Origin of the sequence: Mycobacterium bulgaricum, assembly GCF_041287165.2 — a bacterium.
In the GTDB taxonomy this organism is placed as follows: Bacteria; Actinomycetota; Actinomycetes; order Mycobacteriales; family Mycobacteriaceae; genus Mycobacterium; species Mycobacterium bulgaricum.
Window position 1 is genome coordinate 1 of record NZ_JBGGKV020000020.1, and the last position, 25128, is coordinate 25128.

Annotated in this window: 30 protein-coding genes and 1 pseudogene; 21 read left to right on the plus strand and 10 right to left on the minus strand. The window is 67.1% G+C overall.

Annotated elements, in window-relative coordinates; genetic code table 11:
• Positions 1-218 precede the first annotated feature (218 nt).
• From dapB to ACAG24_RS28050, 4 genes are all read left to right on the plus strand, one after another.
• Complete coding sequence (gene dapB / locus ACAG24_RS28035) at positions 219-956, plus strand: 4-hydroxy-tetrahydrodipicolinate reductase (protein ID WP_370476078.1); 738 nt, start codon at positions 219-221, stop codon at positions 954-956.
• Positions 953-1420: a hypothetical protein gene (locus tag ACAG24_RS28040; protein WP_370476077.1), complete on the plus strand. Its 468-nt coding sequence runs from the start codon at positions 953-955 to the stop codon at positions 1418-1420. Before dapB ends, ACAG24_RS28040 begins: the two co-directional genes overlap by 4 nt.
• The gene (locus ACAG24_RS28045) at positions 1417-1872 is read left to right on the plus strand and encodes a flavodoxin family protein (RefSeq protein ID WP_370476076.1); all 456 of its coding nucleotides are present in this window, start codon (positions 1417-1419) and stop codon (positions 1870-1872) included. The genes ACAG24_RS28040 and ACAG24_RS28045 overlap by 4 nt, the downstream gene beginning before the upstream one ends.
• An 82-nt stretch (positions 1873-1954) precedes the next feature.
• On the plus strand, positions 1955-2719 hold the full coding sequence (locus ACAG24_RS28050; protein WP_370476075.1) for an SDR family NAD(P)-dependent oxidoreductase: 765 nt from the start codon (positions 1955-1957) through the stop codon (positions 2717-2719).
• 19 nt (positions 2720-2738) lie between these two features.
• Here the strand turns inward: ACAG24_RS28050 and ACAG24_RS28055 are convergent, their stop codons facing one another.
• Positions 2739-3284 (minus strand): ester cyclase, encoded by a 546-nt coding sequence (locus ACAG24_RS28055; RefSeq protein ID WP_370476074.1) that lies wholly within the window; start codon positions 3282-3284, stop codon positions 2739-2741.
• Positions 3285-3426: 142 nt separating this feature from the next.
• On the opposite strand from ACAG24_RS28055, the pseudogene ACAG24_RS28060 reads away from it, so the two are divergent.
• A pseudogene (locus ACAG24_RS28060) lies at positions 3427-3884 on the plus strand (hypothetical protein).
• Between the two features lie 21 nt (positions 3885-3905).
• On the opposite strand, the gene ACAG24_RS28065 reads toward ACAG24_RS28060, so the two are convergent.
• The gene (locus ACAG24_RS28065) at positions 3906-4643 is read right to left on the minus strand and encodes a dienelactone hydrolase family protein (RefSeq protein WP_370476073.1); all 738 of its coding nucleotides are present in this window, start codon (positions 4641-4643) and stop codon (positions 3906-3908) included.
• A 42-nt stretch (positions 4644-4685) separates the two neighbouring features.
• On the opposite strand from ACAG24_RS28065, the gene ACAG24_RS28070 reads away from it, so the two are divergent.
• The 8 genes from ACAG24_RS28070 to ACAG24_RS28105 all read left to right on the plus strand — a co-directional run bounded on the left by ACAG24_RS28070 (position 4686) and on the right by ACAG24_RS28105 (position 12811).
• Positions 4686-5486 (plus strand): thymidylate synthase, encoded by an 801-nt coding sequence (locus ACAG24_RS28070; RefSeq protein ID WP_370476072.1) that lies wholly within the window; start codon positions 4686-4688, stop codon positions 5484-5486.
• 55 nt (positions 5487-5541) lie between these two features.
• Entirely contained in the window at positions 5542-6024 is a 483-nt protein-coding gene (locus ACAG24_RS28075) for a dihydrofolate reductase (protein WP_370476071.1), read from the plus strand.
• Positions 6021-7235 (plus strand): winged helix-turn-helix domain-containing protein, encoded by a 1215-nt coding sequence (locus ACAG24_RS28080; protein WP_370476070.1) that lies wholly within the window; start codon positions 6021-6023, stop codon positions 7233-7235. Before ACAG24_RS28075 ends, ACAG24_RS28080 begins: the two co-directional genes overlap by 4 nt.
• A 4-nt stretch (positions 7236-7239) precedes the next feature.
• A complete protein-coding gene (locus tag ACAG24_RS28085; RefSeq protein ID WP_370476069.1) occupies positions 7240-8136 on the plus strand; it encodes a haloalkane dehalogenase in 897 nt (298 codons plus the stop codon).
• Between the two features lie 97 nt (positions 8137-8233).
• Positions 8234-9352 carry a GGDEF domain-containing protein gene (locus ACAG24_RS28090; RefSeq protein ID WP_370476068.1) on the plus strand — a complete coding sequence of 373 codons (1119 nt, stop codon included), beginning with the start codon at positions 8234-8236 and terminating at the stop codon, positions 9350-9352.
• A gap of 65 nt (positions 9353-9417) precedes the next feature.
• Positions 9418-10170, plus strand: coding sequence for an FAD-dependent thymidylate synthase (gene thyX / locus ACAG24_RS28095; RefSeq protein ID WP_370476067.1), 753 nt, complete (start codon positions 9418-9420; stop codon positions 10168-10170).
• A gap of 45 nt (positions 10171-10215) precedes the next feature.
• Complete coding sequence (gene dapA, locus ACAG24_RS28100) at positions 10216-11124, plus strand: 4-hydroxy-tetrahydrodipicolinate synthase (RefSeq protein ID WP_445206237.1); 909 nt, start codon at positions 10216-10218, stop codon at positions 11122-11124.
• Between the two features lie 10 nt (positions 11125-11134).
• Entirely contained in the window at positions 11135-12811 is a 1677-nt protein-coding gene (locus ACAG24_RS28105; RefSeq protein ID WP_370476065.1) for a ribonuclease J, read from the plus strand.
• A 396-nt stretch (positions 12812-13207) separates the two neighbouring features.
• On the opposite strand, the gene ACAG24_RS28110 is transcribed toward ACAG24_RS28105, so the two are convergent.
• From ACAG24_RS28110 to ACAG24_RS28135, 6 genes are all read right to left on the minus strand, one after another.
• Positions 13208-13873 carry a response regulator transcription factor gene (locus tag ACAG24_RS28110; protein WP_370476064.1) on the minus strand — a complete coding sequence of 222 codons (666 nt, stop codon included), beginning with the start codon at positions 13871-13873 and terminating at the stop codon, positions 13208-13210.
• Complete coding sequence (locus ACAG24_RS28115; RefSeq protein ID WP_374150810.1) at positions 13858-14151, minus strand: sensor histidine kinase; 294 nt, start codon at positions 14149-14151, stop codon at positions 13858-13860. The genes ACAG24_RS28110 and ACAG24_RS28115 overlap by 16 nt, the downstream gene beginning before the upstream one ends.
• Positions 14152-14454: a sensor histidine kinase family protein gene (locus tag ACAG24_RS28120; protein WP_370476063.1), complete on the minus strand. Its 303-nt coding sequence runs from the start codon at positions 14452-14454 to the stop codon at positions 14152-14154.
• A gap of 140 nt (positions 14455-14594) precedes the next feature.
• Positions 14595-15467, minus strand: a complete 873-nt coding sequence (locus ACAG24_RS28125; protein WP_370476062.1) for an SAM-dependent methyltransferase — start codon at positions 15465-15467, stop codon at positions 14595-14597.
• Positions 15464-16282: a mycofactocin-coupled SDR family oxidoreductase gene (locus ACAG24_RS28130; RefSeq protein ID WP_370476061.1), complete on the minus strand. Its 819-nt coding sequence runs from the start codon at positions 16280-16282 to the stop codon at positions 15464-15466. Before ACAG24_RS28130 ends, ACAG24_RS28125 begins: the two co-directional genes overlap by 4 nt.
• Positions 16283-16284: 2 nt before the next feature.
• Complete coding sequence (locus ACAG24_RS28135) at positions 16285-16599, minus strand: putative quinol monooxygenase (RefSeq protein ID WP_370476060.1); 315 nt, start codon at positions 16597-16599, stop codon at positions 16285-16287.
• A 193-nt stretch (positions 16600-16792) separates the two neighbouring features.
• Between ACAG24_RS28135 and ACAG24_RS28140 the strand changes: the two genes are divergently transcribed.
• Entirely contained in the window at positions 16793-19327 is a 2535-nt protein-coding gene (locus ACAG24_RS28140; protein ID WP_445206238.1) for a DNA translocase FtsK 4TM domain-containing protein, read from the plus strand.
• Positions 19328-19339: 12 nt separating this feature from the next.
• Here the strand turns inward: ACAG24_RS28140 and ACAG24_RS28145 are convergent, their stop codons facing one another.
• Positions 19340-19861 (minus strand): amino-acid N-acetyltransferase, encoded by a 522-nt coding sequence (locus tag ACAG24_RS28145; protein ID WP_370476059.1) that lies wholly within the window; start codon positions 19859-19861, stop codon positions 19340-19342.
• Positions 19862-19903: 42 nt separating this feature from the next.
• Here ACAG24_RS28145 and pgsA point away from each other — a divergent pair, with 42 nt between their 5' ends.
• The 4 genes from pgsA (at position 19904) to pspM (ending at position 22739) form a co-directional block, all read left to right on the plus strand.
• A complete protein-coding gene (pgsA, locus tag ACAG24_RS28150; protein WP_370476058.1) occupies positions 19904-20500 on the plus strand; it encodes a CDP-diacylglycerol--glycerol-3-phosphate 3-phosphatidyltransferase in 597 nt (198 codons plus the stop codon).
• A 136-nt stretch (positions 20501-20636) separates the two neighbouring features.
• Positions 20637-20957, plus strand: a complete 321-nt coding sequence (gene clgR / locus ACAG24_RS28155) for a transcriptional regulator ClgR (RefSeq protein ID WP_370476057.1) — start codon at positions 20637-20639, stop codon at positions 20955-20957.
• A gap of 125 nt (positions 20958-21082) precedes the next feature.
• A complete protein-coding gene (pspA, locus tag ACAG24_RS28160; protein WP_370476056.1) occupies positions 21083-21904 on the plus strand; it encodes a phage shock protein PspA in 822 nt (273 codons plus the stop codon).
• A gap of 16 nt (positions 21905-21920) precedes the next feature.
• Entirely contained in the window at positions 21921-22739 is an 819-nt protein-coding gene (gene pspM / locus ACAG24_RS28165; RefSeq protein WP_370476055.1) for a phage shock envelope stress response protein PspM, read from the plus strand.
• Here pspM and ACAG24_RS28170 read toward each other — a convergent pair.
• Positions 22736-23188, minus strand: a complete 453-nt coding sequence (locus tag ACAG24_RS28170; protein ID WP_370476054.1) for a limonene-1,2-epoxide hydrolase family protein — start codon at positions 23186-23188, stop codon at positions 22736-22738. The two genes, pspM and ACAG24_RS28170, sit on opposite strands and share 4 nt — an antisense overlap.
• A gap of 43 nt (positions 23189-23231) precedes the next feature.
• Here ACAG24_RS28170 and ACAG24_RS28175 point away from each other — a divergent pair, with 43 nt between their 5' ends.
• From ACAG24_RS28175 to ACAG24_RS28185, 3 genes are read left to right on the plus strand one after another with little or no spacing between them, the layout of a single operon-like run.
• On the plus strand, positions 23232-24404 hold the full coding sequence (locus ACAG24_RS28175; protein ID WP_370476053.1) for a glycosyltransferase: 1173 nt from the start codon (positions 23232-23234) through the stop codon (positions 24402-24404).
• Between the two features lie 9 nt (positions 24405-24413).
• Positions 24414-24608: a DUF3046 domain-containing protein gene (locus ACAG24_RS28180; protein WP_085176992.1), complete on the plus strand. Its 195-nt coding sequence runs from the start codon at positions 24414-24416 to the stop codon at positions 24606-24608.
• Between the two features lie 7 nt (positions 24609-24615).
• Positions 24616-25095 (plus strand): OsmC family protein, encoded by a 480-nt coding sequence (locus ACAG24_RS28185; RefSeq protein WP_370476052.1) that lies wholly within the window; start codon positions 24616-24618, stop codon positions 25093-25095.
• Positions 25096-25128: the final 33 nt, after the last annotated feature.

Consider the following 25128-nt stretch of genomic DNA (forward strand, 5'->3'; position numbering starts at 1 on the left):
ATCAACTCACGATGGGACAACTCGTCACAGGCCTTCGACAGGATGGCGATCTGCTCGCCCATCCCCGCCAACGCCTCCGACACCACCTCCACACATCGAACACTAGTTCGAACCACCGACACATACGACCGTCATGTGACCAGAGAAACCCAAGCGACAGAAGAAATTTCAGAGGTCGGCAATCAAGGGCCACCACGAGGCCCGATAGGGTGAGCCCTATGCGGGTCGGAGTCTTAGGCGCCAAGGGCAAGGTGGGCGCGACCATGGTCGCGGGCGTCGAGGACGCCGACGACCTGACGTTCACCACCGGAGTCGACGCCGGCGATCCGCTGTCCGCGCTGGTGGACAGCGACACCGAGGCCGTCATCGACTTCACCCACCCCAGCGTCGTCATGGACAACTTGAAATTTCTGATCGACAACGGGATTCATGCGGTCGTCGGAACCACCGGCTTCACCGACGAGCGGCTCGAGCAGGTCAGAGAATGGCTTGACGCGAAGCCCGACGTGTCGGTGCTCATCGCCCCGAACTTCGCGATCGGCGCCGTGCTGTCGATGCACTTCGCGCAGCAGGCCGCCAAGTACTTCGAGTCCGTCGAGGTGATCGAGCTGCATCATCCGCACAAGGCCGACGCCCCGTCGGGAACGGCGGCGCGCACGGCGCGGCTCATCGCCGAGGCGCGAAAAGGTATGCCGCCCAACCCCGATGCGACCAGTACCGGACTGGACGGGGCGAGGGGAGCCGACGTCGACGGTATCCCGGTGCACTCGGTGCGCCTTGCAGGTCTCGTCGCACATCAGGAGGTGCTGTTCGGCACCCTCGGTGAGACGCTGACGATCCGCCACGACAGCATCGATCGCACCTCTTTCGTCCCCGGCGTCCTTCTCGCGGTGCGCAAGATCCGCGGCTTCCCGGGTCTGACGATCGGTATCGAACCCCTCCTCGACCTGGCATGAGCGACGGGGGGCGCGCACTTCGCATCCAGCTGCTCATCGGCTTCATGTGCGTCGCGCTCATCGTCTATTTCGTGCTGCTGGGACGCGCGGCGTTCATCCTCATCGGTTCCGGCGAGGTCGCCCCGATCGGGCTGGGCATGGCGATCCTCATTCTTCCCGGAATCGGTGTCTGGGTTCTGCTCGCGACTCTGCGCGCGGGGCTCGCGCACCAGCGCCTGGCGCGCAAGGCCCGAGAACAAGGCATGGAGCTCGACGTCGCCGACCTGCCGAGACGGGCTTCCGGCCGCATCGAACGCGATGCCGCGGACGCACTTTTCCAGACGGTCCGCGCGGAACTGGAGGACGACCCCGGTAACTGGTTGCGCTGGTATCGGCTGGCACGCGCCTACGACTACGCAGGCGACCGCTCCAGAGCGAGGGAGACCATGAAAAAGGCTGTGCAGATGGAGGAATCGGTGCGATGAGCACGACGTTGCTGATCGTCCACCACACTCCTTCGCCGCACTGTCACGAGATGTTCGAGGCGGTCGTCGCCGGTGCGACCGATCCCGACATCGAAGGGGTCGACGTGCTACGGCGGCCGGCGTTGACCGTCTCGCCGGCGGAGATGCTGGCGGCCGACGGATACCTGCTGGGCACACCCGCCAACCTCGGATACGTCAGCGGCGCAATGAAACACGCGTTCGACTGCGCGTACTACCAGCTGCTCGATGCGACCCGGGGCAGGCCGTTCGGCGTTTACCTTCACGGCAACGAAGGGACCGAAGGCGCGCAGCGCGCCCTTGCGGGAATCACCGGAGGCCTGGGCTGGGAGCAGGCTGCCGAGACGGTGGTGGTGTCGGGGAAGCCGACCAAAGACGACCTCGAGGCGTGCTGGAATCTCGGAGCGACGGTCGCCGCCGGCCTGATGGTTTGACCGCTTGGCCGATTCCGCGGTTCCCCGCGTCGCTTTGAGGAACTATCAGGGCGACGCTTACTTCGGAGGAGCTGTGACGCGGATGGTTGGACGCCTCTCGGGAAAGTCTGCTGTGGTCACGGGTGCCGCGTTCGGTATCGGTCGGGCGACTGCCGAGCGCTTCGCGGCCGAGGGCGCACGCGTCATCGCCACCGACGTTCAGCGCGACCCGTTGCTGGCGCTGGCCGATGAATTGCGCGGCGCCGGTGCGGAAGTCGAGACAGTCGTCGGCGACGTCTCGGTCGAGGAGGATGCCCGCCGCATGATCGCCGCTGCGGCCGAATCATTCGGACGGCTCGACGTGCTCGTCGCGAACGCCGGAATCATCCCGCTCGGCGACGCCACGGAGATGACGGCTGCCGATTGGGACCAGGTGATGGCCATCGACGGGCGCGGAATGTTCCTCACGTGCAAGTTCGCCATCGAAGCGATGGTGAAAAGCGGCGGTGGCGCCATCGTCTGCCTCTCGTCGATCTCAGGGCTGGCCGGGCAGAAGCGGCAGGCGGCCTACGGGCCCGCGAAATTCGTCGCTACCGGCCTGACAAAGCATCTCGCCGTCGAGTGGGCCGACAGGGGCATCAGGGTGAATGCCGTGGCCCCGGGGACGATCAAGACGGAACGGGTCAACCGTCTTCCGGAAGAGCCCGGCGGCGCGGAGTACCTCGACGCTGTGCAGCGCATGCATCCGATGGGTCGGCTGGGTGAACCTGCCGAGGTGGCCAGCGCGATCGCCTTCCTCGCCTCCGACGAGGCCTCATTCATCACCGGCGCCGTGCTACCCGTCGACGGAGGCTTTCTGGCGCAGTAGCGTCCCGGAAGGCGGTCCCTCAGCTGACGGAGTGACGACGGCGCGCCCGCATGGCCGCCCGCAGGCCGGTCACCGGATGCCTGAGAAGCGTCGACATCTTGCCCGGGACGGAGTTGGGTTCACGCCCGATGCCGAGCTGGATGAACAGCGTCAGCCGGTCGAAATACACGCGCTCGCAGATCAGATCGGCGCCGTCGAACTCGAACACGGTGACGATCGGCAGGTTCAGACGGCGTCCCGTCGCCGGCAGCCCGCGGAACGGTCCGCGGTGCGTTCCGCGCACGACCGTCTCGAAGATCACCCGATCGCCCTGATGGCCGAACGAGTCAGGCGCGATGTCGAAATGCATGTCGGGAAACGCGGTGAAGAGCTCGCGGTAGGAATCGGCGACGGCGGCACGCCCGTCGGCCACATCGTCGCCGGGCATCTCGGTGCGTTCGGACCCCGGCCGGAACGTGGCAAGTGTGGCCGGTATGTCGTGGCGATTCTCGGCATTGAGGTGCGCAAGCACCGTCACTCCGCGCAGCTCGCGCAGAGGTACGTCCATCCTCGATGATCTGGTCACGGCTAATCCCCCCACGATGCCAGGCCAGCTATTAGAGCCTGACGTCGTTAACCAGAGCGTAGATTACGAGCCCCGAACGCGGAGCCGAAATTCCGTCACCGCGGTGGTAAGACGATGACGAACCAGCTGATAAGGAGCCGTGATGCCCGGTATCGCCGAACTCGCCCTCGCCGGAGCGCCGATCGCGGGTGGCGCGCTGCTCGGGATCGCCGCCGGAAACCTGAAGGCACCCGACGTACGGGGCATTCCAAAGACATGGACCTGCTGGACCGCATTCCCGAAGAGCAGGTCGAACGCCGCGCGGAGCTGCAGCGCGTGATCGATCTGCGGATCGACTCGCTGATCGCGGCCGTCGACAAGAACCGTGAGATGCGCGAACTGGCGGCGTCGTATCAGGGCAACTGGCGAGACATCGTGGTCTTCATCTGCGCGATCCTGTTCACCATCATCTGGTGGAACGTCGACCACCACCGCGCGAACTGGACCCTGATGTTCATCGTGCTGATCGTGCTGAGCATCCTGGCGGGTGTCTACGCCGCACGCGGGGTCGTCCGCGGCGTGGCCGCCGTCATGCATTCGCGCCGCAACACCACGTCCTAAAACATTCTTGCGCAACGTCTTTCAGCGAAGGTGCGCGCCGAAGAATGACTCCATGGCATCCCAGTGCCTGGTTGCCGCCGCTTCGTCGTAGGGCGCGTTGTCGGGCACTGCGAAGCCGTGCTCGACCGGGTACCACTCGATGGCGTGCTCGACGCCGGCCGCGGTGAGCGCCTTGTCCAGCGTCTCGCCGTTCTCGGCGGTGAACGACTTGTCGTTGCGGGCCGCCCCGACGTATACGGCTGCCTCGATCCTGTCGGCCAGCAGGTGCGGGCTGCCGGGATCGTCGGAGGCCAGTCCGCCGCCATGGAAGGACATCGCGGCCGCGACGCGCTGCGGAACCCGGCCGGCGACCACCAGCGAGGTGCGCCCGCCCATGCAGTAGCCGGTCGTCCCGAACGATTCACCACTGACCTCGGGTCGTGCGGCCAGATAGTCGAAGAACGTGACCGCGTCCGAGGCCATGATCTCGGGCGTCACCTTCGACATCATCCCGAAGAGTCGTTTGCGCTCGGTGTCGTCGGAGAACACCGTCGCCATCGAGAAGGGCTGCCACTCGCCTTCGCGGTAGTACACGTCGGGTACCAGCACCGCATAGCCGTAGGAGGCGAGCCTGCCGGCCATCTCGTCGAACGTCGGACGTGCCCCGCCCGCATCGGGGTACATGACCACACCCGGCCACGGGCCCTTACCGTCGGGGGTGTGCAGGCTGACGGTGCAGGAACCGTCGGCGGTCGTCACGGTGTCGGTGATCCTCGGCATGGGATCCGTTCTACTCCGCGCCGCTGGACGTAAGCTAAGCGCGTGCCGATCGTCACCCCCTATGAGGATCTTCTGCGTCTTGTGCTCGACAGCGGGATCCCCAAATCGGATCGCACCGGCACCGGCACCCGCAGCGTGTTCGGCCACCAGTTGCGGTACGACCTGAACGCCGGTTTCCCGCTCATCACCACTAAGAAGGTGCACACCAAATCGATCGTCTACGAATTGCTGTGGTTCCTGCGCGGCGACTCCAACGTGCGATGGCTACAAGAGCGCGGCGTTACGATCTGGGACGAATGGGCTTCTCCGACAGGTGATCTCGGCCCCGTGTACGGCGTGCAGTGGCGCTCGTGGCCGACGCCGTCCGGCGAACACATCGATCAGATCAGCGCGGCGCTGGAACTGCTCAAGCGTGACCCGGACTCGCGGCGCAACATCGTCTCCGCCTGGAACGTCGGCGAGATCCCGCAGATGGCGCTGCCGCCATGTCACGCCTTCTTCCAGTTCTACGTCGCCGAGGGCCGCCTGAGCTGCCAGCTGTATCAGCGCAGTGCCGACCTGTTTCTCGGCGTTCCGTTCAACATCGCCAGCTACGCGCTGCTGACCCACATGATGGCCGCCCAGGCGGGCCTGGGAGTGGGGGAGTTCATCTGGACCGGCGGTGACTGCCACATCTACGACAACCACGTCGACCAGGTGACCGAGCAGCTGTCCCGTGAGGCTCGGCCCTACCCGGAACTTGTTCTGGGGCAGCGAGATTCGCTCTTCGACTACACCTACGAGGACGTTGTCATCAAGAACTACGAGCCGCACCCGGCCATAAAAGCCCCGGTGGCGGTATGAGGACTGCTTGCAGGTCCGAATCGACGATGATGAGGACTGCTTGCAGGTCCGCATCATGACGGACCTCAATCTGATCTGGGCGCAGTCCAGCTCGGGCGTGATCGGCCGTGACAACGGCATCCCGTGGCACGTGCCGGAGGACATGGCCCGGTTCAAGGAACTCACGATGGGCCACACCGTGATCATGGGCAGGCAGACGTGGGAATCGCTGCCGGCGAAGTTCCGCCCGCTTCCAGGACGCAGAAATGTCGTACTCACCCGGCAGGCTGACTACATGGCAGACGGAGCAGAAGTGGTGACGTCCCTCGAGGACGCGCCGCTGGACGACGCGTGGGTGATCGGCGGCTCGCAGGTCTACGGACTCGCATTACCGCTGGCGACACGGTGTGAGGTCACCGAGATCGACCTTGATCTGCACCGGCAGGACGAGGACGCACTCGCGCCGCTTCTCGACGAAGCGTGGGTGGGCACCGAGGGGGACTGGCGCGACAGCTCCTCGGGGCTGCGGTACAAGTTCTACAGCTACCTAAAAAAGTGAGGCTCACCGCTGCGCAGGCGCGGCGGGTCGCGGTCGCGGCGCAGGGTTTCCACGAGGCGAAGCCGTCCGGCGTCGTCACGCGTGCGCACCTCAAGCGCCTGATCGCCCGGCTGCAGGTATTGCAGCTGGATTCGGTGTCGGTGGCGGTGCGCGCCCACTACGCCCCCGTCTTCAGCCGTCTCGGCCCCTATGACCGCGACATCGTCGACCGTGCCGCGTGGAGCCACTCGAAGAAATCGCCCCGGTTGCTCGTCGAGTACTGGGCGCACGAGGCCGCGCTGATGGCTGTCGACGACTGGCCTCTGCTGCGCTGGCGGATGCGGGAGTACGAACACGGCCGGTGGGGCGTCGAGATCGTCAAGAAGAACGCCAAGCTCGCCGAAGACATCGTCGCCACGGTCGCCGCGCACGGCCCTCTGACAGCAGGACAGATCGAGGCCCACCTGGAGTCGGAACCGCGAGGACGCAAGGGCCCCTGGTGGGATCGCAGCGACACCAAGTGGGTTGCCGAGGCGCTGTGGTCGGCGGGCGTGCTGACCACAGCGACGCGGGTCGGATTCGCCAGGCATTACGACCTCACCGAACGGGTGCTGCCCGCCGACGTGGTCGAGCGCCGGGTCGACGAGGCGGACGCCGTTCGCGAGCTCACGCTGCGCGCCGCCACCGCACTCGGTATCGGCACCGAGGCGGACCTGCGCGACTACTTCCGGCTGGGGGCGCGGCAGGTCAAACCGGCCATCGCCGATCTGATCGCGGCGGGGGAGATCGAACAGGTCGAGGTGGACGGCTGGCCGGCGCCTGCCTACCTGCGCGCGGGCCAGATCGTGCCCCGCCGCGACCGCGGCACCGCGCTGCTGTGCCCCTTCGACCCGCTAATCTTCTTCCGGCCGCGCGTCGAGCGGCTGTTCGGCGGCTTCCACTACCGCATCGAGATCTACACACCGCAGCCCAAGCGCCAATTCGGTTACTACGTCTGGCCATTTCTCCTCGATGGCGACCTCGTCGGCCGCGTCGATCTCAAAGCCGACCGTGTCGCGGGCGCGCTGCACGTGGTCGGAGCGTTCACGGAGGAGGGTCGCGACCGCCCGCACATCGCCGGCGAGCTGGCCGTCCAGCTCCAGCACATGGCCTCGTGGCTGGGGCTGTCGGACGTCGTGGTGGGCGAGCGCGGCGATTTGGTCCCGCAGCTGTGCGACGCCTTGGTTAGCTGAACGCATGGACGTTCTGCGTACTCCCGACGAGCGGTTCGCCGACCTGCCCGATTTCCCGTTTTCCCCTCACTACGTCGACGTCGACGGGCTGCGCATGCACTACCTCGACGAGGGGCCCGCCGACGCACCGGTGGTGCTGCTTCTGCATGGTGAGCCGTCCTGGAGCTACCTGTACCGCTCGATGATCCCGGTGTTCGTCGACGCCGGGCTCCGGGCCGTCGCCATCGACCTCGTCGGCTTCGGGCGCAGCGACAAGCCGACCCGGCGCGAGGACTACACGTATCAGGCGCACGTGGACTGGACGTGGGCGGCGATCGAGGCGATCGGACTGACCGGTGTCACGCTGGTGTGCCAGGACTGGGGAGGTCTCATCGGCCTGCGACTCGTCGGCGAACACCCGGACCGCTTTGCGCGCGTGGTCGCCGCGAACACCACCCTTCCGACGGGGGATCAGCACCCCGGCGAGGCGTTCCTGGCGTGGCAGCGGTTCAGCCAAGAGACCCCGGACTTCCCCGTCGGCAACATCGTCAACGGGGGATGCGTCTCCACGCTGCCCGCCGACGTCATCGCCGCCTACGACGCACCGTTTCCCGACGACTCGTACAAAGCCGGCGCGCGGCAATTTCCGATCTTGGTACCGACCAGCCCCGACGATCCCGCGGCGCCGGCGAACAGGGCGGCCTGGGAGGGGCTGCGGCAGTTCGACAAGCCGTTTCTGTGCGCCTTTTCCGACTCCGACCCGATCACCCGGGGCGCTGACGCGCCGCTGCGCACGTTGATCCCGGGCGCGCAGGGTCAACCCGAGGTGACGATCGCTGGCGGCGGACACTTCCTGCAGGAGGACAAGGGCCCCGAACTCGCGGCGGTGGTCGTCGACTTCGTCCACGCCGACCCCGGGTGAGGGGGACCGGGCGAGCCGTGCGGGACCCCGAGGCGACCCCGATGTGACCCCGATGTGACGTGGTGGCCGTCTCGAGGCAGACTGCATTCTTGACGCTGTGACATACCGCGTCATCGGATTGCGGGAATGTGGCGTGGTTGGTTGGTGGTGGCAGCAGGCGGACCAGTTCGACTGGTTCAGCTCGTACCTGCGCGATCGTGACCTGCAGAAGCTGTGGCGAGCGGCCACCTTTGTCTTCACGGTTCTGATCGGCACCGTCCCCGTCATGATGGTTGCCAGTCCTGCCGGACCGCGCGGTCCGGTGGTCACGGGGATCGCGGTCGCCACCTCGTTGGCCGCTTTCGCCGCCGCCCTGGTGTGGTTGGTTCGCTGGCCCACCCGCGGACAGTCGCTGGCCTACACCGCCGTCTGCAGCGGGTGCATCGCCGTGGGATGCCTGGTCGTCCCGGACCCGTACGGCGGCCTGATGGGGTGCACGGTGTTCGCGGCCATCGGCGGGTTCATCGCGTACTTCCACGCGATGGCGCACGTGCTGGCCAACTTCCTGCTCGCAGTCGTCGTCGCGGCCGTCGCGGCCACGAGGTGGTTCGTCGAGACCGGCGACGTGTGGATGGTGGCGAGCTCACTGTTGCTCGTGCTCGGCCTCAACGTCGGGGTGCCGTTCGGCATTCACACGCTCGTGCACTCACTCCACACCGATCTGCGTAACTCGGACCGGGACCCGCTCACCGGCCTGCTCAACCGCCGCTCGTTCTACAACACCGTGCACGAACACGTGGTCGCCAAGCAGGAAGTGAACATCGCCGTCAACGTGACGATGGTGGACCTCGACAAGTTCAAGCGTCTCAACGACAGTCAGGGCCACGCGGTCGGCGATGCCGCACTGGTGGAGGTCGCGGCGGTGCTCGCGCAGTACAGCGGGTCCGGCGCGGTGCTCGGCCGGCTCGGGGGTGAGGAGTTCGTGGTCGCCGACCTCGGCGCCGCGTCCCGACACGTGTCCACCGCCGAACGGATCCGCGCGGGCATCGCGGCGCTGCCTTTCGGGATCACCGGCAGCGTGGGGGTGTGCAGCGCGACGATCCCGGCGGGCGTCGAGGTCCAGCACCCGGAGTTCCTGGAGAAGCTCATCCGCGTCGCCGACGCCGCAATGTATCGGGCGAAGCGCTCCGGCGGCGACCGCGTCGAACACCGCTACCTCGACGGCGATTCACGGTGACGTCGCAGCGTTCGACCGAGCGTCGCCGCCGCCGGCTCGCTGTGCAGGCACGTTAGTCTCAGCCGGTGGCCGAGATTGCGCCGCTGCGCGTGCAGCTGATCGCCAAGACGGAGTTCGCGGCGCCCCCGGACGTGCCGTGGAGCACCGATGCTGACGGAGGTGCCGCCCTGGTGGAGTTCGCCGGGCGCGCCTGTTACCAGAGCTGGTCGAAACCCAATCCGCGCACCGCGACGAATGCCGCGTATCTGCAGCACATCATCGACGTCGGTCACTTCTCGGTGCTGGAACACGCCTCGGTGTCCTTCTACATCACCGGGGTGTCCCGGTCCTGCACGCACGAACTCGTCCGGCATCGCCATTTCTCGTACTCGCAGCTGTCGCAACGTTATGTGCCCGAACAGGATTCGCAGGTGGTCGCGCCGCCCGGCATCGAGGACGACCCCGAGTTGCTGCAGATCTTCACCGAAGCCGCCGACGCCGGCCGCGCCGCCTACACCGAACTGCTCGCCCGGCTGGAGGACAAACTGGCCGGCTCGGGCAATGCGACGCTGCGGCGGAAACAGGCCCGCCAGGCCGCGCGCGCAGTCCTGCCCAACGCCACCGAGACGCGCATCGTCGTGACGGGCAACTACCGGGCCTGGCGTCACTTCATCGCGATGCGCGCCAGCGAACACGCCGACGTCGAGATCCGGCGGCTGGCGATCGAGTGCCTGCGCCAGTTGATCGCTGTCGCACCCCAGGTGTTCTCCGACTTCGAGATCGTCGCGCTGGCCGACGGTACCGAGGTGGCGACGAGCCCGCTGGCAACCGAGGTGTGATCCGGAAAGCCATTCGTTGGGCGCAAGGGCGACCGGGTAATCTTGGTGCCCGTGAGTACCAGCGGATTCGACGCGCCGGCCCGGTTGGGCACCCTGTTGACCGCTATGGCGACTCCGTTCAAGCCCGACGGTTCGCTCGACATCGAAACCGCGGCCCGGCTGGCCGTCCGTCTCGTCGACGCAGGCTGTGACGGCCTGGTGGTGTCGGGGACCACCGGCGAGTCGCCCACCACCACCGACGACGAGAAGATCCAGCTGTTACGGGCGGTCTTGGACGCGGTCGGGGACCGCGCACGCATCATCGCCGGCGCAGGCACCTACGACACCGCGCACAGCGTGCACCTGGCCAGAGCCAGCGCCGCCGAGGGTGCCCACGGCCTGCTCGTCGTCACCCCGTACTACTCACGGCCCCCGCAGGCAGGCCTTGCCGCGCACTTCACCACTGTGGCCGACGCGACCGATCTGCCCGTGATCCTCTACGACATTCCGCCGCGCTCGGTGGTGCCGATCGAATGGGACACGATTCGCGCGCTCGCCGAGCACCCCAACATCGTCGCGATCAAGGACGCCAAGGGCGATCTGCACGGCGGCGGCCAGATCATCGCCGAGACCGGCCTGGCCTACTACTCGGGCGATGACGCACTGAACCTGCCGTGGCTCGCGATGGGCGCCGTAGGTTTCATCAGCGTGTGGGGCCACCTCGCGGCCGGTCCGTTGCGAGACATGTTGGCGGCGTTCGCGTCCGGCGACGTAGCCACCGCCCGGAAGATCAACGTGGCCCTCGGGCCGTTGAGTGCCGCGCAGTCCCGCCTCGGCGGTGTCACGCTCTCGAAGGAAGGGCTGCGGCTGCAGGGATTCGAGGTGGGCAACCCCCGACTGCCGCAGATCCCCGCAACCGACGAACAGATCGAGGCGCTCGCGGCCGACATGCGTGCCGCCGCGGTGCTGAGGTAGTGGTCGGCTAGTGGATTTGGCGCATACTCCACCGGGACCGTTGGCCCCGGGCGGCCTGCGGGTCACCGCACTCGGCGGCATTGGCGAAATCGGCCGCAACATGACCGTTTTCGAGCATTTGGGCCGACTGCTCATCGTGGACTGCGGCGTGTTGTTCCCCACCCATGACGAACCCGGTGTCGACTTGATCCTGCCGGATCTTCGCCACGTCGAGGGGCGCCTCGACGACGTCGAGGCACTCGTCGTCACCCATGCGCACGAAGACCACATCGGCGCGATTCCGTTCCTGCTCAAACAGCGTGCCGATCTTCCGATCGTCGGCTCGAAATTCACGCTCGCCCTCGTCGCCGAGAAGTGCCGCGAGCATCGGCTCAGTCCTAAGTTCGTGGAGGTCACCGAGGGGCAGAAGACCACCCACGGCGTCTTCGAGTGTCAGTACTTCGCCGTCAACCACTCGATTCCCGGCTGCCTGGCAATCGGCATCCATACCGGTGCGGGCACGGTGCTGCACACCGGTGACATCAAGCTCGATCAACTGCCCCCCGACGGCAGGCCGACCGACCTACCGGGGATGTCGCGACTCGGAGACGCGGGCGTCGACCTCTTCCTCTGCGATTCGACGAACTCCGAGATCCCCGGTGTGGGCCCATCGGAGAGCGAGGTCGGCCCGTCGCTGCACCGGTTGATGCGCGGCGCCGAGGGCCGGGTCATCGTGGCCTGCTTCGCGTCGAACGTCGACCGCGTGCAGTCGATCATCGGTGCCGCTGTCGCGCTGGGTCGGCGGGTCTCATTCGTCGGGCGCTCCATGGTGCGCAACATGGGCATCGCGCGCGAACTGGGCTATCTGAAGGTCGCCGACGAGGATGTGCTCGACATCGCCGCCGCCGAGATGATGCCCGCCGACCAGGTCGTGCTCATCACCACCGGCACGCAGGGCGAGCCGATGGCGGCGCTGTCCCGAATGTCGCGCGGTGAGCATCGCAGCATCACGCTGACCGCAGGCGACCTGATTATCCTGTCGTCCTCTTTGATTCCGGGAAACGAAGAGGCGGTCTACGGGGTCATCGATTCACTGGCCAAGATCGGTGCCCGTGTCGTCACCAATCAACAAGTGCGCGTTCATGTTTCGGGGCACGCCTACGCGGGCGAGCTGCTGTTCCTCTACAACGGGGTGCGACCGCGCAACGTCATGCCCGTGCACGGGACGTGGCGCATGCTGCGGGCGAACGCGGCGCTCGCGGCGAGAACCGGTGTGCCGGAGGAGAACATCGTCCTCGCCGAAAACGGGGTCAGCGTCGATCTGGTGGCCGGGCGCGTCAGCATCGCCGGTGCGGTGCCGGTCGGCAAGATGTTCGTCGACGGGCTGATCACCGGCGACGTGGGCGACGCCACGCTGGGTGAGCGCCTGATCCTGTCCTCGGGGTTCGTCGCGGTCACGGTGGTGGTTCGGCGCGGCACCGGCCAACCTGCCGCTCCTGCGCACCTGCATTCGCGGGGCTTCTCCGAAGACCCCAAGGCGCTCGAACCCGTGGCCCGCAAGGTGGAGCAGGAGCTGGAGCACCTGGCCTCTCAGAACGTCACCGATCCGACGCGGATCGCCCAGGGCGTGCGGCGCACTGTCGGCAAGTGGGTGGGGGAGACCTACCGCCGGCAGCCGATGATCGTTCCCACCGTTATCGAGATCTGATCGGCTGCCGCCGTCACCTGACGTAGTCGGCGCGCCGCGCTGTCATGGTTACCCCTCGTAAACCGTGGCGCGGCGGCCGGAGAGCGGGACTGCTTCGCGTTGCTCCACAGCTATTATGCACAGCGGAATCCCGCTGGCAATACGCGCGTATAAAAGATCTTGATTCCCTAATATGACTTTGCGTAAATTATCGTCTACCCATGTGCAGCGAAACCAATGAATCGGTCATGATCGGGCATTTATGCAGCTAAATACGCTGAAAATTTGGTCTCAGCACACGAAATCCGACTCCCGAACAATTCCGCTACCGACCGTTTCAATTAACTGTTAACAACTGTTTCAATGCGTCGGACAAGTACTGAATTTGCGCTGATGGTCTATTTGCTGTGGGAACAACTAACGGATCGCCTCGAGTCGGTACCCCATGCCGCGCAGGGTGACGAAACGATTGGCGCCCAGCTTGCGCCGCAGATAGCGGACATAGACGTCGACCACATTGGACCCCGGCTCGTAGTCGTAACCCCACACCTGACTCAGCAGCTGTTCGCGCGACAACACCTGACCTGGATGCCGCAGAAAAGTCTCCGCCAGCGCGCACTCGCGCGCGGAAAGGTCCACCGAATAGTCACCGACGTGGGCCTTGCGGGTGCGCAGGTCCAACCGGAGCCCGCCATAGGACAACGAGGTCATCTCCGCGACGCGCTCCGGGGCCAGCCGGAGGCGCACACGAGCCAACAGTTCCTCGAAGCGGAACGGCTTCGGGATGTAGTCGTCGGCTCCGCCCTCGAGCGTGGCCACCGTGTCCGCGACGCTGGTGCGGGCGGTCAGAACCACGACGGGGAGTGCGCTGCCCTCGGCGCGGAGGCGACGCAGCACGGTGAACCCGTCCATTCCGGGCAATCCGATGTCGAGCACCATCAGGTCGAAGTCGCCGCTGCGTGCATAGGCGTAGGCAGACGGCCCGTCGGAGACCACGGTCACCGAGAATCCGTTGGCGGACAGACCTTTCCGGACGAATGCCGAGATCCGCGGCTCGTCCTCGGCGATCAGAATGGCGGCCACGGCTGAACTTCCGGGCCCGGCGAGACAACCGGGATCAACACCGAGCAGGTCGAGCCCCGTCCCAGCACCGAATCGAGCATCACGTTCCCCCCGTGTGCAACAGCGATGGCGCGCACGATCGACAGCCCCAGACCCGCGCCCTCGAAATGCGCTCCCATTTGCTCACCGCGGGCGAACCGATCGAAGATCCCGGCCCGGTTCTCGGGGCTCACGCCCGGTCCGGAATCGGATACCCAGAACTTCAGCCAGCCGCCCGACAGCTCCGATCCTACGCTGATCTACCCTCCTGGCCTGGTAAAACAGCATGCATTGTCGGCCAGTGCGTCGAGTGCCTGCGTGATGCGTTGCGGATCCAGCACGGCCGTTCCGATGGCGGAGCACTGCAGCACGAAATCGCGGTCAGCGAGTTTGCGGACCTTTTCGTAGACCTCGCCCGTCAGCGCGTCGACGTCGACGGGTGCGGGATGGAGGAACGTCGGTTGCTCCACTCCCGACTCGACGCGGTCGAGCAGCCCGTTCAATGTCGCCACCAGGTCGGTGATCGCGTCACCGTCGGGACCGCCGCGCGTCATCACCGTCATCGCCGTCGGTGCGGGGGCTGTGAACGGAGCTGGGCAGCACCGCCAGCGTCGTGGCACCGCTGAAGACGAAACGCATGGGAGCAGCCTGGCGGCGGCCGGTGTCAACGACATGAGAGCCGAATGAGAAGGCTCTCATCTCCTCACCGGTCGGCCATCACCGTCCATTCGACGGCCGACGCGGCGACGTCGCGGCCGGTGGGGCGGATGTAGGTGTCGCGGAAGTAACTCGGCCCGGCCTGCTCGAGCAGACGCCAGCCGTACTCGGCGAGCAGCTCTGCGACCTCTTCGGGCACGAGCCCGGATTTCCAGACCTGGCGGCGCTTGCGGAACTTCCGGTACACCGATTCGGCGCCGTAGAGGTTGGTGCCGTCGATGAAGTCCTGGCGGATGTAGGTGAACACCAGCCTGCTGCCCGGCGCGGCGTCGCGGAGTTGGGCAAGGGTCGCTCTCACCGCCTCCGGGGTCAGATACTGGGTGACGCCCTCCCAGATGAAGAACGTGGGCCGGTCGCGGCGGTACCCATGCTCCTCCAACGTCGGGATCAGCGGGTCGTGCTCGAAGTCGACGGGAACGAGGTGCACCGACGGCGGAACCGATCCCAGTGCCCGCTGCAGCACCGCCGCTTTGAGTTCGGAGTTGACCTGCTGATCGACCTCGAACACCGGCATGTCGCTGTGGCGGGCGATGCGGCAGGCGCGGGTGTCGAGGCCCGCACCCAAGATCACCACCGTGTCGGTGTCGTTCAGCGGATCCGAGAGGCGTTCGTCGATGTAACGCTTGCGGCACGCGATGCTGGCCCACAGGCCGGGGCCTGAGCGGTCGATGGCCGATACCACCGCCCGCCGGAGCGCTTCGGAGCGGGTAGCCCGGACCAGGAGGCGAAACCTGTTGGGCAGGAACGACTCTGCGAGATCGTCATCGACCAGGCGGCGCGCAGGGGGCTCGTTGTGCTCGATGGCCGCCAGCGCCATGGGCCCGAAAGCGGTCTGGGCGGCGGCGTTTCGAGGGGTCATCGCTTATTGATATACCCCGCGTCGACCGGCAGCGTGATCCCGGTGACGTACCGGGCGGAATCGGACACCAACCAGAACACCGCGTTGGCGATGTCCTCGGGCTCCAAGGCCTGCACCGGCATCGCGTTGCCCATATCCGGGCCGCCCTCGCTCTGCTGTGCCATCCCGTTCAGCCACGACCGGGTGAACTCGTTGTCGATCATCGGGGTGTTCACTCCTGCCGGATGCACAGAATTGACCCGGATGCTGTACTGGGCAAGGAAATTCGCGTACACCCGCATGATGCCGACCATGCCGTGCTTGGCCGCCGCGTAGCCCACCGAACCCGCCACCGGCGCGCCGAGGCCGACCAACCCCGCGACCGAGCTGGTGAGCACGATCGCGCCGCCGTTGCCGAACTTCACCATCGGCTTCATCGCCACATCGATCGTGTTGTAGACGCCCGTCAGGTTCACGTCGATGACGTCCTGCCACGCGTTGTCGGCGGCCATCGGTGCTATGCCTGCATTGGCGACGACGATGTCGAGGCGGTTGCCGAGTTTCTCGGTGCCGTCCCGTACGGCAGCCTTGACGGCATCGCGGTCGCGGACGTCGGCCTCGTAGGTCGCAATGCGCGCACCAGTGTCCTCGACGAGCTTGACCGTCGCGGCCATGTCCTCGGGGGTGGCCAGCGGGTAGGGGACCGATTCGATCTGGGCGCAAAGGTCCAGCGCGATGATGTCGGCGCCCTCGGAGGCGAGTTTCACGGCGTGCGCGCGGCCCTGACCGCGCGCGGCGCCGGTGATGAAAGCGACTTTGCCGGTGAGTTCGCCCATGATTATGCGCGCAGCTGACCCTTGGCCGGGTCGCCGGCGACGACGGGCTGCAGCACCTTGATGTCGGGGGCGCCGTCGAGGTGATCGCCGACGGTGCCGAAGAGTGTGGCCACCGCGGGTGCGGCGCTGTGTGCCTGCAGTGCGTCGGCGTCGGCCCACTGCTCGACGAACACGAAGGTGCCGTCGGACTCGTGCAGTGAGTAGAGCTGGCAGCCGGGCTCGTCGTGGACTGCTTCGATGGCCTGTGTGCAGGCATTCCGGACCGTATCGACGGACTCGGGCTTGGCCTTCATGGTGGCGACGACGACGATCGGCATTCGAAACTCCTCGTTGAGTGGAATCAGCACTGAGCTGGACTGAACAGATGTCACCGTACTGTCTCCTGCCGTGCCTGTCGCCGGCAGGCGATACCCCTGCGAGGCCGCTACCGGCCCGAGGCCGGGGTGACACCGATCTGTGACCAGTGTGGCGCATGGTGCATCTGAGGCGTTTGCGACTAGGCTTGTCCCCATGGCGAGTAAGACCGCGGCCCGATCGGCTGGACGTCAGACCAGGTCAAAGGCCCCTTCGCGCGGCGGAGGACGGCCAGCGCGCCCGTCTGCGCCGCGCCGCAAGCCCGCTCGGAAGAACTCGGCCGTCGCCTCGGCGGGAACGGCTGTCGGCCGCGGAGTCCGCGCCGGCTGGCTGATGGTCGCCAAGGGCGCAGGAAGTACGGCGCGGTCGGTGGGCCGGGCGCGCGACCTCGAGCCCGGCCACCGTCGCGACGGCCTTGCTCTCGCCCTTCTCGGCCTCGCCGTCGTCGTCGCCGCGAGCTCCTGGTTCGACGCGGCACGCCCCGTCGGTGAATGGATCGACACCGTCGTGCGCGTCCTCATCGGGGCGGCCGTCGTGCTGTTGCCCCTCGCGCTCGCGGTCATCGGCATCACGCTGATGCGCACCGAGCCCGACCCCGAGGCGCGCCCCCGGCTCATCCTCGGCTTCGCGATGATCGCGTTACCTGCGCTTGGCCTGTGGCACCTGTGGTCGGGGTCCCCGGCCGATCCGGTGGGTCGTCAGCACGCAGGCGGATTCGTCGGGTTCGTCCTCGGCGGCCCGCTGTCGGACGGGCTGACCTCATGGATCGCGGCACCGCTGCTGTTCATCGGTGTGCTCTTCGGCGTGCTGCTGGTGACGGGCACGACGATCCGCGAGGTGCCCGCCACCGTTCGCGACATGTTCACGACGCGCTGGAACCGCGACTACGAAGACGACTACGACGAGGACGACTACGACGACTACGACGACGACGACCATGACGGTGGGGATGCCTCCGAGGACTTCTCCGACGGCTACTACGACGCACCCCTCGACGAAGCGGAGGCCTGGCCGTCGGCCGCCCAACCCACCGTGCCGCTGACCCGTCCCGCCGGGCCCGTGGGCACGCCGATGGACAACTACCCGCTCGACGACGACGCGCCGGCGGCGCCTGCGGCGGTCACGAAGCCGCGCAAGAAGCCGCGCAAGGAACCGAAACTGGTCATGGACCGTGTCGTGGACGGGCCGTACACCCTGCCGTCACTCGACCTTCTCGTCGCCGGTGATCCGCCGAAGCGGCTGACCTCGGCCAACCAGGCGATGACCGACGCGATCACGTCGGTGCTGCAGCAGTTCAAGGTGGACGCCGCGGTGACCGGGTGCACACGCGGACCGACCGTGACGCGCTACGAGGTCGAACTCGGCCCCGGCGTCAAGGTCGAGAAGATCACCGCGCTGCACCGCAACATCGCCTACGCGGTGGCGACCGAGAGCGTGCGCATGCTCGCCCCGATCCCCGGCAAGTCCGCCGTCGGCATCGAGGTGCCCAACACCGACCGCGAGATGGTGCGCCTGGCCGACGTGCTCACCGACCCGGTGGTCCGTTCCGACCACCACCCGCTGGTGATCGGTCTCGGCAAGGACATCGAGGGCGAGATGATCTCGGCCAACCTCGCGAAGATGCCGCACCTTTTGGTGGCCGGTTCCACCGGCTCCGGCAAGTCCAGCTTCGTCAACTCGATGCTGGTCTCGCTGCTCGCCCGCGCCACCCCCGACGAGGTCAGGATGATCCTGATCGACCCGAAGATGGTGGAACTAACGCCCTACGAAGGCATTCCGCACCTGATCACGCCGATCATCACCGAGCCGAAGAAGGCCGCGGCCGCGCTGGCGTGGCTGGTGGAGGAGATGGAGCAGCGCTACCAGGACATGCAGGCCTCGCGGGTGCGCCACATCGACGTGTTCAACGAGAAGGTGCGCTCCGGTGAGATCACCGCGCCGCTGGGCAGCAACCGCGAATACAAGCCGTACCCGTACATCCTCGCGATCGTCGACGAGCTCGCCGACCTGATGATGACCGCGCCCCGCGACGTCGAAGAGGCAATCGTGCGGATCACCCAGAAGGCCCGCGCTGCAGGCATTCACCTCGTCCTGGCGACCCAGCGACCGTCGGTCGACGTCGTGACCGGTCTCATCAAGACGAACGTGCCGTCGCGGTTGGCGTTCGCCACGTCGTCGCTGACCGACAGCCGCGTCATCCTGGACCAGCCCGGTGCCGAGAAGCTGATCGGCATGGGCGACGGGCTGTTCCTGCCGATGGGCGCGAACAAGCCACTGCGTCTGCAGGGCGCCTTCATCACCGACGAGGAGATCCACGCCGTCGTCTCGGCCACCAAGGATCAGGCCGAGCCCGAGTTCGTCGAAGGCGTCACCGCGGTCAAGGCCGGCGAGCGCAAGGATGTCGACCCCGACATCGGCGACGACATGGACGTGTTCCTGCAGGCCGTCGAACTCGTGGTGTCCAGTCAGTTCGGGTCGACGTCGATGCTGCAGCGGAAATTGCGCGTCGGTTTCGCCAAGGCCGGCCGCCTGATGGACCTCATGGAGAACCGCGGCATCGTCGGCCCGTCGGAAGGCTCCAAGGCGCGCGAGGTGCTCGTCAAACCCGACGAGCTCGCGGGCACGTTGATGTTGATCCGCGGCGGCAGCGACGCCTCAGGGGCCGACGCCGACGACGAGCCGGACTTCTAGTCCGGCGCCGAGTCACAGGCTCAACAACATCCGCGTGTTGCCGAGGATGTTCGGCTTGACGTAGGACAGGTCGAGGAACTCTGCCACACCCGTGTCGTAGGACCTGCACATCTCTTCGTAGACCTCCGAGGTCACCGGTGTGCCCTCGATCTCCGTGAAGCCGTGCCTGGCGAAGAAATCCGTTTCGAAGGTGAGGACGAAGATCCGGCGCAGATGCAGTTCGGCGGCCACCGCCAACAGCCGTTCCACGATCGCGTGACCCACACCCCGACCACGGACCTTGGGGTGGACGGCGACCGTACGCACCTCGCCGAGGTCGGCCCACAGTACGTGCAGGGCGCCGCAACCGATCAGTTCACCGTCGACGTCGGCCACCCAGAACTCCTGCACGGACTCGTACAGCGTCACCAGGTTCTTCTCCAGCAGGATCTTGCCCGCATAGATGTCGACGAGTTCCTTGATCGCCGCCACGTCGGATGTCGTTGCCCGGCGCACCACGACCTCGCCGGCAGGCGTGCCAGGATCTGCGCTCATGCTCCGAAGAGTATCGACACCGGCAACCAGTATTCTGTGGCGGTGCCGGGCCAACCACATGTAGACCCAGTGGTTCCGCGCGCCCGCGTCGCCAACCTCGCAAATGTGCTCACCGGCATCCGCTTCGTGCTGGTGCCGGTCTTCCTCGTCGCCCTGTTCGTCGGCGACGGTCACGAAACATATTGGCGCGTCACCGCTTTCGCCGTCTTCGCCGTCGCCGTGATCACCGACCATCTCGACGGCGCGCTGGCCCGCAGTTACGGGATGGTGACCGAGTTCGGCACGCTGGCCGACCCGATCGCCGACAAGGCGCTGATCGGCGCGGCGCTCATCGGACTCTCGATGCTGGGCGACCTCCCGTGGTGGGTGACCGTCGTCATCCTCGTCCGCGAACTCGGAGTGACCCTGCTGCGCCTGGCGGTGCTGCGCCGCGGCGTCATCCCGGCCAGCCGCGGCGGGAAGCTCAAGACCCTGGTGCAGGCCGTCGCCATCGGATTGTTCATCCTGCCGCTGTCCGGCGCGTGGCTGACCGGGGCGTGGGTGATCATGCTCGCCGCCGTGGTGCTGACGGTGATCACCGGGGTCGACTACTTCGTCTCGGCGTTCAGAGATTCGCGTGGACGATCCGCTGGTCGATGACGAGGCCCGTTCCCTGTCGCAGACCTCACGATCCGCAAGCAGACGGAGAACGTCTCCCGAGGTTTGCGGGAACTTCGGGAACCAACTCGCCGACGTCGAGCGTTGGTCTGGATAGTCGAGACAAGGAGGATGCGCGATGACGGCATTGCTGCGCGAGGTGATCGGCGACGTGCTGCGTCGTGCCCGGGTCGAGCAGGGGCGCACTCTGCGCGAGGTGTCCGATTCGGCCAGGGTGAGCCTGGGCTATCTGTCCGAGGTCGAACGCGGCCGCAAAGAGGCCTCCAGCGAGCTGCTGAGCGCCATCTGCACCGCGTTGGACGTCCCACTGTCGCGGGTGCTCTCCGCAGCCGGTGACGACCTCGCCGTCGAGGAGTCCCGCGCCGCCGCGGGGACGTCGACCATCGACGTTGCGACCAAGGTCGTCATCCCGCAGGTCGTCTCCATGGCGGTGGCCTGACCGGTTCGCCGCGCAGGGGTGTGGTGATCTGCGCGGAACCGATAGGTTGGGATCCAAGCACTTGCCGGTAAGCCACCGGGCCAGATCAGGACATGGTTCGACAGACACGAAGGCGGAATGAAGTCATGGCCAATCCGTTCACCAAGGCGTGGAAGTACCTCATGGCGCTGTTCAGCTCCAAGGTCGACGAGTACGCCGACCCGAAGGTGCAGATCCAGCAGGCGATCGAGGAAGCCCAGCGTCAGCATCAGGGACTGACCCAGCAGGCCGCACAGGTGATCGGCAACCAGCGTCAGCTGGAGATGCGGCTCAACCGCCAGCTCGCCGACATCGAGAAGCTCCAGGTCAACGTCCGGCAGGCTCTGACGCTGGCCGACCAGGCGGTCGCCGCCGGTGACTCCCAGAAGGCCACCGAGTACAACAACGCCGCCGAGGCGTTCGCCGCGCAGCTCGTCACCGCCGAACAGAGCGTCGAAGACCTCAAGGGTCTGCACGATCAGGCGCTGCAGGCCGCGGGGCAGGCCAAGAAGGCCGTCGAGCAGAACGCGATGATGCTGCAGCAGAAGATCGCCGAGCGCACGAAGCTGCTGTCGCAGCTGGAGCAGGCCAAGATGCAGGAGCAGGTCAGTGCCTCGCTGCGGTCGATGAGTGAGCTTGCCGCGCCGGGCAATACGCCGAGCCTCGACGAGGTGCGCGACAAGATCGAACGCCGCTACGCCAATGCGATCGGCTCCGCCGAGCTGGCGCAGAACTCGGTACAGGGACGCATGCTCGAAGTTCAGCAGGCCAGCGTTCAGATGGCCGGCCATTCGCGCCTGGAGCAGATCCGGGCGTCGATGCGCGGCGAGCAGCTGCCCACCGGCGGAACCGCCGCCGCGCCCAATCAGGCACCGGCAACCCCGGCGGCCAACGCTAATCCGACACCGGAAAACCCGCTGTCGCAATAACTTACGGGAGTAAGTGGTGAGTTCTCGGACCGGACGACCGGAAGCCTGGCGCTCGATGGCGCAGCGCGGCATCGACACCGCTGCGGAATGGTCGGACATGGTAGCCGAGAAGCTCAATGCCGCGGCCGACCCGCGCGCCAAGCTGCTGCGCAAACGGCGCTGGGCGCTGCGACTCGGCTGGTTCTTCACCGTGTCCGCGGTGTTCTGGGTGGGTGTCACGGCGCTGCTGGCCTCGTGGAGCACCCCGGTGTGGGCGCTGTTCATCCCGTCACCGATCGCGGTCGGCGCCGCGTTCCTGGCCACACTGGCCTTCCTGCGGTACCGCTGGCTGCGCGGGGAACCGCTGCCCCCGCAGCGGACGCACGGCCTGCGGCGCCTTCCGCCGTGGGGTTCGGCGGCGCGCCAGCCGATGGCCTCGCTGGCGGCGTCCGAGCGCGGGTTCATCTCGCTGCTCCGCATCCTCGAGCGCGGGCAGATGCTGCCGCCCGGTGACCTTCTCGAGCTGCGTGTGGCGGCGGAGCAGACCGCCGCGACCATGTCCGCCACCGCCGCCGAGGTGGTGTCGATGGAGAAGGCGGTCAAGTCCTCACCGCAGTCGCGGGGCCACCTGACGCCCACGATCACCGCGTTCGCCACGCAACTCGACCGTGGCGCCCACCAGTACAACGAAATGGTGTCCGCCGCAGCACAATTGGTGTCCGCCGCGAACTCCGGGTCGCTGTCGAGCTCACCGATGTCGCAGCGGCGTTACCGCGACCAGCTCGGGATGGCCACCGACCGGCTGATGGGCTGGGCCCAGGCGTTCGACGAGCTGGGCCGGCTGCGCGGCGCCTAGAACTTCGGGCGAAGTGCCGGCACGAGGATGCCCGGCAGCGCGCGCAGCGGCGCCTTGACCATGACATCGAACAGGTCGAAGTAATCGCGCCACAGCGTGATCTGTCCGGCCGCGTCGAAGTCGAACCGCCCGCACACCCAGAACTGCAGACGCAGAGGGCCGAGGATGATCGCGTCGGTGCGCTCGGTGAGCACCGTGCCGCCCTCGGCAGCCACGCGGTGGAACTTCACCGCGAATCCGCCCTTGCCTTCGGCGCGACGCAGCATCGTCAGAATCCTGGCCCGCCCGCGGATCGACGGCAATCCGACGTTCTGCCAGACCAGATCCGGCGCGGCGAGTTCCTCGAAGGTGTCGAAATCGTTGTCCTCGAGGGCGTAGAGGAACCTCTGGACGACGTCGGCCTTGTCGGCGATCGCTGGGGTGGCGGTGGGGAGTGCCTCGTCAGTCATATCGCCCGAGCCTAGCCACCCGGGCTGTGGCAGGGTAGCCCGCATGCGCGTTGCCGTGGTCGCCGGACCCGACCCGGGACACTCCTTTCCGGCGATCGCGCTCTGCCTGAGATTCCTGGCCGCGGGGGATACGCCGACCCTGCTGACCGGCACCAAGTGGCTCGATGTGGCCCGTGCGGAGGGCATCGACGCGATCGAACTGGACGGTCTGGATCCGACCGCGTTCGACGACGATGCCGACGCCGGAGCCAAGATTCATCAGCGGGCCGCACGGATGGCTGTGCTGAACCGGGACCGGATCGCCGAACTGCGACCCGACCTGGTGGTGTCCGATTCGATCACCGCGTGCGGAGGGTTGGCCGCCGATCTGCTCGGCCTCCCCTGGGTGGAGCTGAACACCCACCCGCTGTACCGGCCCTCGAAAGGTCTGCCACCGGTGGGCAGCGGGCTGGCGCCCGGCGTAGGGTTCCGCGGCCGGATGCGCGACGCGGTGCTGCGGTCATTGAGCGCGCGATCCTGGCGTGAAGGGCTGCGCCAGCGTGCCGAGGCCCGCCGGGGCATAGGGCTGCCGGCCGAGGATCCCGGCCCGGTGCGCCGCCTGATCGCCACGCTGCCCGCCCTCGAGGTGCCGCGCCCCGACTGGCCCGAGGAAGCCGTCCTGGTCGGACCCCTGCACTTCGAGCCCACCAGCGAGGTGCTCGAGCTGCCCGATGGAGAGGGACCCGTCGTGGCCGTCGCGCCGTCGACCGCGACGACGGGTGCGGGTGGTCTCGTCGAACTTGCGCTGTCGACGCTCGTGCCGGGGGAGGTGCTCCCCGAGGGCGCGCGCGTGGCGGTGTCCCAGCTGGACGACGCCGAGACCGAAATTCCACCGTGGGCGGTCGTCGGGCTGGGGCGCCAGGACGACCTGCTGTCACGCGCCGACCTGCTCATCTGTGGCGGCGGGCACGGCACGGTCGCCAAGTCGTTGCTCGCCGGCGTTCCGATGGTGGTCGTGCCCGGCGGGGGTGATCAGTGGGAGATCGCCAATCGGCTTGTGCGACAGGGCAGTGGGCAGCTGGTCCGGCCGCTGACGGCTGACGCGTTGGCCGCGGCCGTGCGCGACGTGCTCGGTTCGGCGCGCCATCGGGAGGCCGCGGCGCGGGCGGGCGCCAGCGTCGCCGATGTCGCGGATCCGGTACGGGTGTGCCATGACGCGCTCGGCGCCTCGGCGTAGGTTGGGTTCGTGCGGCTCACGGAATTCCAGGAACTGGTCGAGGGGCAGTTCGGCGCGGTGCGCGCCTCATCGATGCTGATGGACCATGTGCTGACCAGCATCGGTGGCCGCACGGCCGCGCAGGCGATCGAGGACGGCGTCGAGCCGCGCGACGTGTGGCGGGCCCTGTGCGCGGATTTCGACGTGCCCCGCGATCAGTGGTGAGGGGCCGGTGAACCGCCACACCTACGAGATCTCCCTGACCTGGACGGGCAATCAGGGGATCGGCACGCAGAACGCGTGGTCGTATTCGCGGAATCACGTGGTCGAAGCCGACGGGCACCAGCCGGTCGAGGGTTCGTCGGATCCGGCGTTCCGGGGTGATCCCACCCGCTGGAATCCCGAACAGCTCTACGTCGCGTCGATCGCCCAGTGTCACATGCTCTGGTATCTGGCCCTGGCGGCGGCCGCGGGCATCACGGTCACCGAATATCACGATCGGCCTACTGCGGTGATGATCGAAGAACCCGGCGGCGCAGGGCAATTCGAGAGTGTCACGCTGCATCCCGTGGTGACCGTCGCACCCGGCGCCGACCAGGAACTCGCGGAGCGCCTGCACCATCAGGTCGGCGACTACTGCTTCATCGCCCGTTCGGTCAACACGCCCATCCATCACCGCGCCACGATCCTGACAGCGACTTCGGCGTCGTAAGCGCGCCCATCGGCGTGTCTGCTTGCCTTCGAA

Excerpts from the sequence above, each read along its gene's own strand:
- ACAG24_RS28135 (WP_370476060.1), bottom strand. The coding sequence starts at position 16,599 with ATGCCGATCGTCGTCGTCGCCACCATGAAGGCCAAGCCCGAGTCCGTC.
- ACAG24_RS28120 (WP_370476063.1), bottom strand. The coding sequence starts at position 14,454 with ATGACGGTGATGACGCGCGGCGGTCCCGACGGTGACGCGATCACCGAC.
- ACAG24_RS28050 (WP_370476075.1), top strand. The coding sequence starts at position 1,955 with ATGGTTGGACGCCTCTCGGGAAAGTCTGCTGTGGTCACGGGTGCCGCG.
- ACAG24_RS28065 (WP_370476073.1), bottom strand. The coding sequence starts at position 4,643 with ATGCCGAGGATCACCGACACCGTGACGACCGCCGACGGTTCCTGCACC.
- ACAG24_RS28125 (WP_370476062.1), bottom strand. The coding sequence starts at position 15,467 with ATGACCCCTCGAAACGCCGCCGCCCAGACCGCTTTCGGGCCCATGGCG.
- ACAG24_RS28170 (WP_370476054.1), bottom strand. The coding sequence starts at position 23,188 with ATGACTGACGAGGCACTCCCCACCGCCACCCCAGCGATCGCCGACAAG.
- ACAG24_RS28085 (WP_370476069.1), top strand. The coding sequence starts at position 7,240 with ATGGACGTTCTGCGTACTCCCGACGAGCGGTTCGCCGACCTGCCCGAT.
- ACAG24_RS28045 (WP_370476076.1), top strand. The coding sequence starts at position 1,417 with ATGAGCACGACGTTGCTGATCGTCCACCACACTCCTTCGCCGCACTGT.
- clgR (WP_370476057.1), top strand. The coding sequence starts at position 20,637 with ATGACGGCATTGCTGCGCGAGGTGATCGGCGACGTGCTGCGTCGTGCC.
- ACAG24_RS28040 (WP_370476077.1), top strand. The coding sequence starts at position 953 with ATGAGCGACGGGGGGCGCGCACTTCGCATCCAGCTGCTCATCGGCTTC.
- ACAG24_RS28130 (WP_370476061.1), bottom strand. The coding sequence starts at position 16,282 with ATGGGCGAACTCACCGGCAAAGTCGCTTTCATCACCGGCGCCGCGCGC.
- pspA (WP_370476056.1), top strand. The coding sequence starts at position 21,083 with ATGGCCAATCCGTTCACCAAGGCGTGGAAGTACCTCATGGCGCTGTTC.
- dapB (WP_370476078.1), top strand. The coding sequence starts at position 219 with ATGCGGGTCGGAGTCTTAGGCGCCAAGGGCAAGGTGGGCGCGACCATG.
- ACAG24_RS28140 (WP_445206238.1), top strand. The coding sequence starts at position 16,793 with ATGGCGAGTAAGACCGCGGCCCGATCGGCTGGACGTCAGACCAGGTCA.
- ACAG24_RS28075 (WP_370476071.1), top strand. The coding sequence starts at position 5,542 with ATGACGGACCTCAATCTGATCTGGGCGCAGTCCAGCTCGGGCGTGATC.
- ACAG24_RS28145 (WP_370476059.1), bottom strand. The coding sequence starts at position 19,861 with ATGAGCGCAGATCCTGGCACGCCTGCCGGCGAGGTCGTGGTGCGCCGG.
- ACAG24_RS28175 (WP_370476053.1), top strand. The coding sequence starts at position 23,232 with ATGCGCGTTGCCGTGGTCGCCGGACCCGACCCGGGACACTCCTTTCCG.